Genomic DNA, 13189 nt, shown 5'->3' on the forward strand with positions numbered 1-13189 from the left:
GCAAGCCCAAGCTATTTCCCTCTTCCGAAGAACCAGGCGAGGATAGGCAGCATCGCCACGCTGTAGTGATGCGCCGCCGGATCGGCCGAGCGAATGGCGACCGCTCCATCGACCTCGTCTTCTTCGGAAACCAGCATATGCTCTTCGATCCTGCGCAGCATATCCTCAGCTGTCCAGGGGAAGTGAAAAACGCGAAAAAGAGTGACCGAACGGTTCACATGCGTGCCGTAATAGCCAGGCTCGACGACCGCATCGTTGAGATCGAGGCCGGTCTCCTCCAAAACCTCGCGGCGCATATTGCCCTCGACATCGCAATACCCGTCCACGACGTCGCTTTCATCCATCGATCCGGCGGCGCAATAGACCTGGCCAGGATTGGCCGTATGCGGCGCCATGCGGATTGCGATCAGCGCTCCATCGGAGGAAATCGCCACAGCAAAGGCAAAGAGGTGAAAGCCACCCGCCGCTCTTTGCTTGCGCCACCAGAGAAAGGTGGAAAATGGCGCCAGATAGGCTTCTGCCCTCACCACGCCATCGCTGATCGACACTCGATGCTGGAACACCATACGACCATCATAAAGCGACGGATTGGCGGCAACTTCCTTTGCCCAATTCTCTCGCACCGCTTCCAACTCGTGCTGATGGAAAGGATGTTCGCCGGGCAACACGGCAAGATCCATCCGAGAAACGGGAAAGACACTGCCTTCCGGCGGCCAGCCGGCCAAGTCGTTCTGTTCTGAAATGGTCATATCAGGTCCAATGTCATGACGACGGGGCAATGGTCGGAGGCTTTTGGCCTGTCCCAGCCGACGCGCGGATAGCGCTCCACCTCCTGCCCCGGTGGAAATATTGTTCGAAAAGGCTGACCCGAACGGACAATGTCGGGCGCGCGCGTTGCATTGGCGCGCGCCAGAGCCGGTGACAGCCAGATATAGTCGAGCTGGCAGAGCCGCTGCTCCTGCGGTCCGCGGGCGTGATAGAGCGTCCAACGGTCGAGCTCTTCCCGGCGGCTCACGATATTTTCAGCAAAGCCATCATGGCTGAAAACATCGAGCGCGCTCTCCTTTTCTTCCATGCGCGGCTCGAAACGATAGCCGGTGCGGCGCGTGCCAATGACGTCGATCCACTCCTGATAGTCGTTCATGTCGCCGCAGATGGCAAAATTCTTCGTCGCCGTATGACCTGCGCCGAAACGATCTTCCATGATGCGGCGAACGGCCAAGGTCTCTGCGCGGCGGATCGGCATGGTCGCATGACGCCCATCCACGCCTTCGCGCGCCGGCCCCATCGATTTCAGATGAACCACATAGAGCGAGAACGGCACACCGCCAATATGAAGATGCAGTTCCAGGCAATCGCGCTTGAAGATTTTGTCTTCCGCATGAAGGCCGAGCTCAGCGAGTTCATCGTTGAAAAGGCCGAAATCGCCGTAGGTCACCATGGCGTGACTTTTGATGTCGTTGAGCACGATCGGCTGGCCATCGCGCGTTTCCTCGCGCATCATCACGGCGACATCGATGCCGCGGCTGTCATTACCCTCGATCAAATATTTCTGGCGATAGCCATTGCCGACCATGCGGTAGAGATAGCCATATTCGAAGGCCTGCAGCGCCGCCATGTTGTCGACTTCCTGCAAGCAGATGATGTCGGCATCCGCATCCGCAATCGCCAGCGCCGTCATCTGCCTGGTGTCATCGGTCGCGGCGACCACGCGCGCCGCTTCCAGTTGCTGATAGACCTCCTCGTTGCGAACATCGAAGAGCTGCAGCACGCGATCCTGACGCAGCTGATTGCGAAAACCGGTGTAATCGAAACGGGTCAGAAGGTTTTCGACATTGAATGTCGCAAGGCGCAGGGACATGAAGCATTCCAGTTTGCAAGAAGAGTGTGAGCCGGCTTACTATACTCGCATCAGCCGGCCTTGGCGGTAACGGTCGATTTGAACTTGCCCATCAGATACGGACCGGAAAGAACCGGAGCATATTTCGGCTCTTTACCCGGCGTCAGACATGAGGGCAGGCAGGCGATCTCGGCAAACCAGTTCGGCTGATGGAAGAAAGCAAGGGATTGCCGGCGCTGCATGCCACCCTCTTCCGGCGGCGGATTGACGACGCGGTGGACGGTCGAAACCCAGCGATCATTGGTCCACAGCGCCATCAGGTCGCCGATGTTGATGACGAAGGCCCCGTCGACCGGCGGCACCGGCGTCCAGTTCCCGTCCGGGGCAATGATTTCGAGCCCTTTCGAACCGGGCTGTGGCAACAGGATGGTCAGGCTGCCGTAATCGGTGTGCGCCCCGGCGCGAAGCTGGCCCGGCTGCGGCGGCACATGCTGCTCCGGATAATTCAGCGCCCTCAGTGCGCTGATCGGCGCATCGACATAGGAATCGAAGAAGTGCTCATCGAGACCAAGCGCCGTTGCAAACACGCGCATGATGCGCGCCGCCAGATCCTCCATCGCCCCGTAATAGGCCTTCCATGCCTCAACGAACCCTTCGGGTCCTTCCGGCCAGATGGTGGCGGCATAGCAGAAGCCGAGCGCTTCCGGATCGCCCATGCCTTCGGGAACGGAAAGCGGGCCGCCATTGAAGCTTTCCTTCAGATCCGGCGGCGTATCGACATTGCGCGATTTCGCCAGTGCTTCGGTTCCCGGCCCGAGATAGCCGTAGGGATAACCGGGATAGAGCGTTTTGGCTTGCTGCTTCACCTCGGCCGGCAGGTCGAAGAATGTCTGCGTCTTCTTCCAAACCTGGCCGATAACGGCATCGGCGACGCCGTGATTGGCAATTGCCAGAAAGCCGGTCGAGCGGCATATCCGATCCACCTCCGCGCCGAGCCGCTTTTTCTCGTCATGATCGGCCGCTTCGAAGGCACCGAGATCGAAAATCGGAAAGCTATGATCGGACATGCGCGACTCCCATTCGTGACGTCGAGCAAATCAAGCATAGGCGGCGGCGGGGAACAACCATCTTGTCCCCTTGCTCGATCAAAGCCGCCATGCCGAGCGGATGGCGACCGGATAATCGTCGCCCGCCGTGACTGGCTCGCGGCTATAGGCGCGCAGCACCTGTCCGTCCGGCATCGACAACCTCACCGCATAACGCTCGCCCTCATAGAGAACGGAATCGACCCGGCAGGAAATACCTTCCGCATCGGCAACCACGTCCTCCGGGCGCACGAGGATATCTGCACTCTCCGAGCCGCCCGCACGGTTGCCCCACAGGCCTCGGAAGGACCGCCAATCGATGCGGCGTGTTCCGCCATCAGGGAAGCCAAGCGACAGAATGGCACCCTGCCCGACAAGGCCACCGACCATCTTGCCTTCTGGGCGCGCATAGATTTCCGCCGGCGGCGCCACCTGCAACAGCCGCCCCTCGGACATGACGGCGACATCGGTGGCGAGCGCCATCGCCTCGCTCTGATCATGCGTCACGTAGATCATGGTGGCACCCGAGCGCTGATGGAACTCCCGGAAAGTTTCCTCCATCTCCTTCTTCAGATGACGGTCGAGGTTGGCGAGCGGCTCGTCGAGCAGCACGACATCGGGCGATGTCACCAGGCAGCGCGCTAGCGCCACGCGCTGGCGCTGGCCGCCGGAGAGGTCGGCGGGCCGACGCTCCGAATAGTCGGCCAAACGCACGGTCGCCAACGCCTCGCGCACCTTTTCGCGGTAGCGTTCGCCGGAAATGCCGCGCACCTTCAGCGGATAGCCGACATTGTCTGTCACGTTCATGTGCGGCCAGAGCGCGTAGGACTGGAACACCATCGCCATGTTGCGCCGCTCTGGCGGCAGCATGTTCCCCGCATCCGCCAACAATCGCTCGCCGAGATGGATGGAGCCATCGGTCGGCTGCTCGAAGCCGGCGATCATCCTGAGAACCGTCGTCTTGCCGCAGCCGGAGGGACCAAGCAGTGCCAGGAAGCCCCCCTCACGCACGTCGAGCGACAAGGCATTCACGGCAGCGCGTCCGCCTGTGCCGAAATCCTTGCTGATGTGATTGAGGATCAGCTTCGCCAAGGCACAACTCCCTTCGGCAGGCGCCTGGCTATGATTTCCAGAAGCACCATCATGACAACGACCATGGCGATGACGATGACCGACATGGCGGAGGCAAGATCGGCGCTGCCGCCATCGTCGAGATTGTAGATGATGACGCCGAGCGTCTGCGTGCCGGCCGACCAGAGCAAAGCCGAAACGGTCAACTCGTTGCAGGCGATGAGGAAGACGAGGATCACCGAGGCACCGGCCGCCGGCGCAATCAGCGGCACGATGATGTCTGTAAGACGACGGAAGAACCCGGCGCCCGAGAGACGCGCGGCCTCCTCCAGCGCCGGATCGAGCTGCAGGAAGGCGCTCATGACCGGCTTCAGGCTGACGGCGAAATAGGCGGAGAAATAGGCAAGCAGGATGATCCAGATCGTCCCGTAAAGCGTGACATTGAGGATCGGCAGAGGTGCAGCAAACACCAGAATGAAGCAGACGGCGATGATGATGCCCGGAAGCGCATAGGGGATCTCGATCATGCCGCTGACGATGCGGCTCAGCATGTCCTTGCGCCGCGTCAGCGCATAGGCCGCAAGCACTGTCACCAGCAGGAGACCGAGTGATGTCATGCCCGCCAGGAACAGCGAATTGGAAAAGGCGGTTCGTGTGACCGTTTGCCGAAACAGGATCTCCGTGAACGCGTTAAGCGATGCTGTCTTCAAAGTCAGCGGCACGCCATAGGTCGGCACCAGCGCGCCAGCGACCAGCGCCAGAAACGGCGCGACGAGCATGACGAACAGGATGGCGCAAAGCATCGGCATCGCAAGATAGCGCCATCGGCCAAGCGAAAAGGCAGCCGCTGCACCGGAAATGCCGATGACGCGATAGTCGCGCCCCTTCAAGGCCCTGCCCTGTACCGCAAGCCCTGCAACCGCAATAACGGCGATCATCGCCGACAACACGGCAATATCGCCGAATGTCCGCGGGCCGAAATTGGAGAATTTCGTGAAGATCAAGGTCGACAGCGTATAGATCGAGGCGGGGATGCCGAGGATCGCGGGAATGCCGAAATTGCCGATAGAGGAGACGAAGGCAATTGCAGCCCCGGCGATGATACCGGGCAGTGACAAGGGCAGGATGATATCGCGGAAGACACGCAGTCCGGATGCGCCCGAGAGCCTCGCGGCCTCGACGCCATCGCGCGGCAGCGCCATCAAACCGGCACGCAGAGCCAGATAGACCAGCGGCGCATGCTGGACGCCATAGAGAAGCGCAATACCGCCGACCGAATAGAGCGGCTGCGGCGAGCCGAGCGGCGGCGCGATATGCAGCGCTTTCAGCAACGGGCTCGATGGTCCGGACATCTGCACCCAGGCGAGTGCCGTCACCTGCGGCGGGATCATCATCGGCAGCACAAAGAGGAAGCCGAGGAGCCCCCTGCCCGAAAGATCGGTCAGAGTCAGCAGGAATGCAAAGAGGCAACCAAGAACAACAGAAACGATGGTGCCAAGCACGGCCGTCTCCATCGTATACCAGGCCGAGCGCCAGAGCGCAGGGTCGCTGATGAGTTCATAGGTGCCGCCCTTGAGCAGCGCCTCGATACCGACAAACGCCAGCCGCGCCAGCGGCAGGACGCTGAGCAGCAGCACGACGGCGACAACAAAAGGAAACAGCCAGGCCGGCTGGCTGTTTCCCCTACGCACATATCCGTACATCTAAAATCCGGCCCGGATTACTTCGACTTGAAGTAGGTGGAGAAGGTCTTCAGGTCCTGATCCGTATTCTTGAGAGCATCGGCGGCATTCAACGGCAAAAGCTTGATGCTGTCACGTGCCGGAAAACCTTCCGGCAGCGGCGTGCCGTTGCGGGCCGGGATATAGCCAAGCTTCAGGAAGCCTTCCTGGCCCTTTTCGGACAGGACGTAATCGACGAACTTCTTGGCGGCATAGGCGTGCTGCGTACTGGCGAGAATGCCGACCGGCTCGGTGACGGCCGAAACGCCTTCCTTCGGGAAGACGAATTCCAGCGGAGCGCCCTTGGCCTTTTCGCGGATCGGCATGTAGTCGACGATCATGCCATAGGCCTTCTCGCCGGATGCGACGGCCTTGAGCACGGCGCCATTGCCGCCCGAAGCGATCGCGCCGTTCTCGGCAAGGTTCTTGTAGTAGTCCCAGCCGAGGCTGCTGACGCCGGCGAGCGTCTGTGCGTGAATGAGAGCAGCGCCCGAAGCAAGCGGGCTCGGCATTGCGACGAGGCCCTGGGCTTCCGGCTTCACCAGATCCTGCCAGCTTGCCGGCTTCAGCGACGCGGCAGTATTATAGACGATGCCGGTGGTGATCAGCTTGGTGGAATAGTAATAGCCATCGGCGTCATAGAGCGACGCATCGTAATTCGCGGCTTCCGGCGACTTGTAGGCCAGGAGCTTGCCGGCTTCTTTCAGGCGCTCGAGGGTCACCGTATCGGCGATCAGCAGAACGTCGGCAGCAGGCGCGCCGGCCTGCATTTCCGCCTGCAGCTTGGCGATGATCTGCGGCGTGCCATCGCGAACCCAATCGACCTTGATGCCGGGATTGGCAGCCATGAAGCCATCGACGGTCGCCTGCGCATCGGCATTCGGCTGACTGGTGTAGAGGACGAGATCGGCGGCGTTGGCAGCACCGGAGAAAAGAGCGATGGCCAAGAGGCCGGCAAAAGCGGAAACAAAGGTCTTCATGAAACGTCCTCGGCTGGGTTGTAGAAGGTTGTCTAGACGCGCGGCTTAACATGATTGTGACAGTTGAATTTGAATAGATTGTCGTTCGTATGATGATTGAATCTTGACCATCGCCGCTTCGCGCTATTTTCTGACGCACGTATTTCAGATGGGATCGAGGAGGACAGATCTATGGAATATCGCCTGCTTGGCCGCTCCGGCCTCAAAGTTTCCACCATCACCATGGGCACCATGACCTTCGGCGGAGTCGGCTGGGCCAAGACCGTTGGCGATCTCGGCATCAAGGAAGCGAAGAAGCTGGTGGACATGTGCGTGGATGCCGGCGTCAACCTGCTCGATACCGCCGACGTCTATTCGCAAGGTGCCTCAGAGGAAATCCTCGGCGAGATCATCGGCGGCCCGCGCAAGAACGGCGTGCTCATCGCCACTAAGGCTCGCTTCTCGATGGGTCCCGGAGTGAACGATACCGGATCTTCCCGCCAGCATCTCATCCAGGCGTGCGAAGCCAGCCTGAAGCGCATGAAGACCGACGTGATCGACCTCTATCAGCTGCATGAGTGGGACGGGCAGACGCCGCTCGAAGAGACGATGGAAGCGCTCGACACCTTGGTTCGCCAGGGCAAGGTCCGCTACATCGGCTGCTCGAACTTTTCCGGCTGGCACATCATGAAGGCACTCGGCGTCAGCGAGCGCGACGGGCGCGAACGCTTCGTCAGCCAGCAGATTCACTACACGCTGGAAGCCCGCGACGCCGAGAACGAACTGGTGCCTGTTAGCATCGACCAGGGCCTCGGCATCCTCGTCTGGAGCCCGATTGCCGGCGGCCTGCTGTCTGGCAAGCATCGCCGCAATCAGGCAACGCCGGAAGGCACGCGCCAGTTCGCCGGCTGGACGGAACCGCCGATCCGCGACGAAAATCGGCTGTGGAATATCGTCGATACGCTGGTGGAGATCGCCGACGGCCGCGACGTCTCGGCAGCCCAAGTTGCGCTCGCCTGGCTTATCGGCCGTAAGGGCGTGACCTCGGTCATCATCGGCGGCCGCACCAAAGCCCAGTTCAAGGACAATCTCGCCAGTGCCGAACTGAAGCTGACGGACGAGGAGCGCAAGCGTCTTGACGATGTCAGCCTATCGCCGCTGATGTACCCCTATTGGCACCAGGGCAACACCGCCAGCGACCGGTTGAGCGAGGCCGACCTTTCGCTGATCGGCCCGCATCTGGCAAAGTAAGAAACTCCTTCTCCCCCTCGGGGAGAAGGTGCCCAAAGGGCGGATGAGGGGGTGGCGTGGCACTTTCAGTGTCCACCACAACGGTGCAACGCCCCCTCAACCAGCGCCCCTTCGACAAGCTCAGGAGCGCATCCTTCTCCCCGCCGGGGAGAAGGTAAATCAGGCCGCCAACGCCCCGATCTCTCTGGCAATCAACTTGCCGAGCCGTGAGATGCCCTCTTCGATCATCTCGTCATTGGCGCAGGAGAAGCTGACACGGAATGTGTTTGCGCCGGTGCCGTCGGCAAAGAAGGCCTGACCGGGAACGAAGGCAACCTTCGCCGTTTCCAGAGACCGTGCCAGCAGCTTCGCCCCATCCATGCCCTTCGGCAGGGTGATCCACACGAACATGCCACCCTGAGGTTTCGTCCAGCTTACGCCGTCCGGCATGTATTTGGCGAGCGCCGCCAGCATACAGTCGCGACGGTGGCTGTAGGTCTTGCGAACCTTGGCAACCTGCGCATCAAAACCGCGTTCGGCAACCTGATGGATGGCGATCTGGTTGATGGTCGAGGAATGGAGATCCGCCGCCTGCTTCATCAGCACCAGTTTGCGAATGACGGGCGCATTGGCAACGACGAAGCCGACACGAAGTCCCGGCGCCAAGGTCTTGGAAAAGCTGCCGCAATAGATCGTGCGCGTGTCGTTGATATTGCCCTTGCGCGCGATTTCCAGCGCTAGGATCGGCGCGACCGGCTCGCCGTCATAGCGCAGCGACTGATAGGCGGCATCTTCGATGACGGCGATATCCAGTTCCTCGGCAAGATCGAGCAGCTTTTCGCGGCCGGCCAGATCGACGGTCTCGCCCGTCGGGTTGGCGAAATCTGCCGAGAGATAGGCAAACTTCACCCGCCCGCCAGCCTTCGTGGCAGCGGCGCTATAAGAATCCGGCGTGCGGTTGCCATTCGGCGTCAGTTGATCATAGGTCGGCTCATAGGCGTTGAAAGCCTGCAGCGCGCCGAGATAGGTCGGCGCCGTAACCAGCGCGGTATCCTTCGGTGACAGAAAGAGCTTGCCGAGATAATCGAGACCCTGCTGCGAACCGGAAACGATGAAGACGTTTTCAAGCTCGCAGGGGATGCCGAGGGCCGCCATCTGTCCAACCAGCCATTCGCGCAGCGGCTTGTAGCCCTCGCTGACCGAATATTGCAGCGCTGCATTCACCGTCGGGCCTGAAAAGATATCGGCATAGGCCTGCTTGAACTCCGCATCCGGAAACAATGCAGGATCGGGAATGCCACCGGCAAACGAGATGATATCAGGCCGCTCCAGCAGCTTCAGCAATTCGCGGATTTCAGAGGCGCGCATACGGCTCGAGCGCGTCGCAAAGATATTTTCCCAATCCAACATGGGGCTTCCTCGTAATTTTTGGTCTTTCCAGCACAAAATCACGCAACAAAAGATAAGTCAACAATGCTGACCTAATTTGTTTGTGAGGGTGACAAGGAAAAGGGATTGCTCAGCAGAAGGACGTCGTTCAAGCAACATGCACGTCGATTTGAACCCCTCTCGAAAGACCTATACACCCAACTGCCGAAGTGTTATTCTTACATTCTGTCAATCGATAGGAAAAACGTAAGAATGGCGACCGCAACCCTCTCATCGAAATTTCAGATATCGATTCCAAAAGAAGTGCGCGATCAACAACACTGGAGCGCGGGCCAGGAATTCGTCTTCATTCCAAAAGGCAAAGGCGTGCTCCTTATGCCTGTTCCGACGTTGGAAGATCTCAGGGGGATGGCGCGTGGCGCAAATCCAGAGAACTACCGCGATCGGGACGACCGCTTTTAATGCGCGTCGTCGATAGTTCCGCGTGGATCGAGTGGATTCTTGATAGCACTGTCGGACGGCAACTGTGCGATCAAATTCCCGAACCCGAAAGCTGCATCGTTCCGACGATAGTTCAGCTTGAACTTTCCAAATGGCTTCTTCGAGAACAAGGCGAAGACGCCCTGAACAACTTCATTGCCTATACGACGCTATGCGACGTCATATCGTTGGACACAACAATCGCTCGCCGCGCCGCTGAGATCTCCGTGCAACACAAACTTGCCACTGCCGATGCGATCATCTATGCGACCGCCCTTCAGTACAAGGCTGACGTTCTGACCTGCGATGCACATTTCAACGGGCTGGAAAGCGTAATCTATCACCCGAAGGCAATAGATTGACATGACAAACAACGATCCCACCTCTTCCTTCTACGACGAAAACGCTACCATCTATGCGGCACGCGAACGCAACCTGCCGCAAAGCCGGCTTGATGAATTCCTGGCTGCTCTTCCAGCAGGTGCCTCCATTCTCGAACTTGGCTGCGGCGCAGGACAGGACGCGGTATATTTGATCTCGCGCGGCTTCGACGTGACCCCGACCGATGGCTCTACCGAGCTTGCCAAACAGGCGGAAGCTCTGATCGGTAGGCCCGTCCGGATCATGAGGTTCGAGACGCTGGACGCCGGCGCTGCTTTTGACGGCATATGGGCGGAGGCTAGCCTCCTTCATGTACCTCGCTCCAACCTCCCAAATGTCTTCGATCGGATTCGACGGGCGTTGAAGGACGGCGGCATCTTCCATGGCAGTTTCAAGGCCGGAGATGCGGAAGGGCACGATACCCTCGGCCGCTACTATAATTATCCCTCGGCCGAATGGCTGATGGCCCTTCTCAGCGAAGGCGGATGGAAAGACATCGCCATGACCGAAGCTGACGGCGGGGGCTTTGACGGCAAGCCGACGAAATGGCTCTACGTCTCAGCCAAAAAATAGAAAGGCCGGAGCTTTCGCCCCGGCCCTCTATTCCGGCAGTGCCGAAAGCTTAGTTGACGGCCTTGTCGACCAGCTTGTTCTTGCCGATCCAGGGCATCATGCCGCGCAGCTTGGCGCCAACTTCTTCGATCTGGTGGCTGTCGTTCAGGCGGCGGATGCCCTTGAAGCGGGCAGCGCCGGAACGGTATTCCTGCATCCAGTCCGAGGTGAACTTGCCGGTCTGGATGTCCTTGAGGACGCGCTTCATCTCAGCCTTGGTTTCTTCGGTGATGATGCGCGGACCGGTGACGTATTCGCCCCACTCTGCGGTGTTCGAGATCGAGTAGTTCATGTTGGCGATGCCGCCTTCATAGATCAGGTCGACGATCAGCTTCACTTCGTGCAGGCACTCGAAATAGGCCATTTCCGGAGCGTAACCGGCTTCGACCAGGGTTTCGAAACCAGCACGGATGAGCTCGACGAGACCGCCGCAAAGAACGACCTGTTCGCCGAAGAGGTCGGTTTCGCACTCTTCGCGGAAATTGGTTTCGATGATGCCCGAACGGCCGCCGCCAACGCCGCAGGCGTAGGAGAGAGCGAGTTCAAGCGCGTTGCCGGAAGCGTTCTGGTGAACGGCAACGAGGCAGGGAACGCCGCCGCCCTTCTGGTATTCGCCGCGAACCGTGTGGCCCGGGCCCTTCGGGGCGATCATGACAACGTCGACCGACGCCTTCGGCTCGATGAGGCCGAAGTGAACGTTGAGGCCGTGAGCAAAAGCGATGGCAGCGCCGTCGCGGATGTTCGGAGCGATGTCGGCCTTGTAGATGTCGGCCTGCAGTTCGTCCGGGGTCGCCATCATCATCAGGTCGGCCCAGGCGGCAGCTTCGGCAACCGTCATAACCTTGAAGCCATCGGCTTCTGCCTTCTTGACAGTCGGCGAGCCTGCCTTAAGCGCGATCGCAACGTTCTGTGCGCCGCTGTCCTTCAGGTTCAGCGCGTGAGCGCGGCCCTGGGAACCGTAGCCGATAACGGCGACCTTCTTCGACTTGATGAGATTGAGATCGGCATCACGATCGTAATAGACGCGCATTGTTTGTCCTTCCCTTTGCTTGTCTGGTGTAAACTTGGATTTGCTCAGACGGTCGCCGCTGCTTCCGCCAAAACCTTTTCCGTGCCGTAAAGCTTGAGGAAGGCGGTAACAGCCTTCTCCGCCTGACGGCTGGAATCCTTCAAACCGGGTTCACCGAGCAGCATGCGGACATGCAGATCGGAAACGATGAGCCCGTAAAACGTGTGATAAGCCTCGTCGGCATCCATGAAGCGGAGCAACCCTGCCCGCTTGCCGGCATCGATCAGGCCGCTGGCACGGCGGTCGATCTGTCGGCGGCCGCGCTCCAGCAAGAGCTTGCCGAGCTTGGAGCCGTCGCGGTTCGACTGGCCGATCGCCAGACGGTTCAGCGCGAGCGAGACGTCGCCCGCCAGAACTTCCAGCAGATCGCGCGCGAAGACGACGAGATGATCATGCAGGCTCGATACCGTCAGCCGTTCGCCGTTGCGCTCGAAGGTGCGCACCTTGCTCGCCTGATATGCGATCATCGCCGATAGCAGACCGTCGCGGTCGCCGAACCACTTGTAAAGGCTTTCCTTGGAGCAATTGGCAGCGCGCGCGACACCCGAAGTCGTCAGCGCCTTTTCGCCGCCGTCGACGAGCAGACGCAGCGCCTGTTCCAGAACGGCGTTCTGGCGCGGCGAAAACTCGCTCGACTGTCCTACTTCGCTCAGCACGATGCTACTCCCAGATGCGTACCGTACCGTACGGTTCGTGAGGCGTTATGCAGCACGCTGCAACGGGCGTCAAGCGGAATTCGTTGCTGCACTGCGCTAAAAAGATGGAGGGTGGTTGCCATGCGGAATGCGCGCCGGATAAGCCTTGCCGACGCATAGGTTTCTGTTCGAGATTCTTTGATGAAAGCCGCATTCGACCATAATCGCGAGGCATCGCTCGTCCAAACCCCGGCCCACAGCCAAACGGGCAAAGGTGAGCGCCGGACGCTTGAACGCATTGTCGGGATCTGCCTTGCGATCGGTCTGATCCCGCTGCCCGCGTCAGCTCACTTAACGGCAAAGCAGCTCAGTAAGCCCGCCGGACACTACTGCGGCAAGCTTCTTTCCAGCGGTGATCTGGTGGATATCGAAACGTCTCTGCAAGTCGACAGGCGAGGCCATATCTCCGGGACCTATCGCTTCGATGATGACGGCAACACCACAACCGGTACCTTGTCGGAAATCGGGGCGAGCCAAGGCGGCGTACGAACACTGCGTTGGTTCGACAGATATGGAATGGGGTTACTGACGATCCGATTCACGTCCGACTACCGTCATTTCGACGGCCTGTGGGGACCACAGGATGCCGATCCCAGCTATACCTGGAACGGCGATGACTGCGATGCTCCGATTAGCTGATCAGAACCTGGCGCCGCG

Annotated in this window: 14 protein-coding genes; 5 read left to right on the forward strand and 9 right to left on the reverse strand. The window is 59.8% G+C overall.

What is annotated here, in order from left to right:
* Positions 1–11 precede the first annotated feature (11 nt).
* The 6 genes from QD409_RS07885 to QD409_RS07910 all read right to left on the reverse strand — a co-directional run bounded on the left by QD409_RS07885 (position 12) and on the right by QD409_RS07910 (position 6697).
* Complete coding sequence (locus QD409_RS07885) at positions 12–749, reverse strand: DNA mismatch repair protein MutT (RefSeq protein WP_092855462.1); 738 nt, start codon at positions 747–749, stop codon at positions 12–14.
* Entirely contained in the window at positions 746–1861 is a 1116-nt protein-coding gene (locus tag QD409_RS07890; protein WP_092855460.1) for an endonuclease/exonuclease/phosphatase family protein, read from the reverse strand. The genes QD409_RS07885 and QD409_RS07890 overlap by 4 nt, the downstream gene beginning before the upstream one ends.
* A 50-nt stretch (positions 1862–1911) precedes the next feature.
* Entirely contained in the window at positions 1912–2907 is a 996-nt protein-coding gene (locus QD409_RS07895; protein ID WP_430762347.1) for an isopenicillin N synthase family dioxygenase, read from the reverse strand.
* Positions 2908–2985: 78 nt separating this feature from the next.
* On the reverse strand, positions 2986–4017 hold the full coding sequence (locus QD409_RS07900; protein WP_092855456.1) for an ABC transporter ATP-binding protein: 1032 nt from the start codon (positions 4015–4017) through the stop codon (positions 2986–2988).
* Complete coding sequence (locus QD409_RS07905; protein WP_092855454.1) at positions 4005–5699, reverse strand: ABC transporter permease; 1695 nt, start codon at positions 5697–5699, stop codon at positions 4005–4007. The genes QD409_RS07900 and QD409_RS07905 overlap by 13 nt, the downstream gene beginning before the upstream one ends.
* A gap of 17 nt (positions 5700–5716) precedes the next feature.
* Positions 5717–6697 carry an ABC transporter substrate-binding protein gene (locus tag QD409_RS07910; RefSeq protein ID WP_430762348.1) on the reverse strand — a complete coding sequence of 327 codons (981 nt, stop codon included), beginning with the start codon at positions 6695–6697 and terminating at the stop codon, positions 5717–5719.
* A 171-nt stretch (positions 6698–6868) separates the two neighbouring features.
* Here QD409_RS07910 and QD409_RS07915 point away from each other — a divergent pair, with 171 nt between their 5' ends.
* Positions 6869–7927 carry an aldo/keto reductase gene (locus tag QD409_RS07915; RefSeq protein ID WP_430762349.1) on the forward strand — a complete coding sequence of 353 codons (1059 nt, stop codon included), beginning with the start codon at positions 6869–6871 and terminating at the stop codon, positions 7925–7927.
* A gap of 159 nt (positions 7928–8086) precedes the next feature.
* Here QD409_RS07915 and QD409_RS07920 read toward each other — a convergent pair whose 3' ends face one another.
* Entirely contained in the window at positions 8087–9316 is a 1230-nt protein-coding gene (locus tag QD409_RS07920) for a PLP-dependent aminotransferase family protein (protein WP_430762350.1), read from the reverse strand.
* Positions 9317–9547: 231 nt separating this feature from the next.
* Here QD409_RS07920 and QD409_RS07925 point away from each other — a divergent pair, with 231 nt between their 5' ends.
* The 3 genes from QD409_RS07925 to QD409_RS07935 are packed head-to-tail and all read left to right on the forward strand — an operon-like array spanning position 9548 to position 10729.
* Positions 9548–9757: an AbrB/MazE/SpoVT family DNA-binding domain-containing protein gene (locus QD409_RS07925; RefSeq protein ID WP_004115803.1), complete on the forward strand. Its 210-nt coding sequence runs from the start codon at positions 9548–9550 to the stop codon at positions 9755–9757.
* On the forward strand, positions 9757–10137 hold the full coding sequence (locus QD409_RS07930; protein WP_430762351.1) for a type II toxin-antitoxin system VapC family toxin: 381 nt from the start codon (positions 9757–9759) through the stop codon (positions 10135–10137). The genes QD409_RS07925 and QD409_RS07930 overlap by 1 nt, the downstream gene beginning before the upstream one ends.
* A gap of 1 nt (position 10138) precedes the next feature.
* Positions 10139–10729: a class I SAM-dependent methyltransferase gene (locus tag QD409_RS07935; protein WP_430762352.1), complete on the forward strand. Its 591-nt coding sequence runs from the start codon at positions 10139–10141 to the stop codon at positions 10727–10729.
* A gap of 49 nt (positions 10730–10778) precedes the next feature.
* Here the strand turns inward: QD409_RS07935 and ilvC are convergent, their stop codons facing one another.
* Positions 10779–11798, reverse strand: coding sequence for a ketol-acid reductoisomerase (gene ilvC / locus QD409_RS07940; protein ID WP_092855442.1), 1020 nt, complete (start codon positions 11796–11798; stop codon positions 10779–10781).
* A gap of 44 nt (positions 11799–11842) precedes the next feature.
* On the reverse strand, positions 11843–12493 hold the full coding sequence (locus tag QD409_RS07945) for a TetR/AcrR family transcriptional regulator C-terminal domain-containing protein (protein ID WP_092855439.1): 651 nt from the start codon (positions 12491–12493) through the stop codon (positions 11843–11845).
* Between the two features lie 180 nt (positions 12494–12673).
* Here QD409_RS07945 and QD409_RS07950 point away from each other — a divergent pair, with 180 nt between their 5' ends.
* The gene (locus QD409_RS07950) at positions 12674–13171 is read left to right on the forward strand and encodes a hypothetical protein (RefSeq protein ID WP_430762353.1); all 498 of its coding nucleotides are present in this window, start codon (positions 12674–12676) and stop codon (positions 13169–13171) included.
* Positions 13172–13189 lie beyond the last annotated feature (18 nt).

This window comes from Rhizobium sp. BR 315, assembly GCF_050577975.1.
In the GTDB taxonomy this organism is placed as follows: Bacteria; Pseudomonadota; Alphaproteobacteria; order Rhizobiales; family Rhizobiaceae; genus Rhizobium; species Rhizobium miluonense.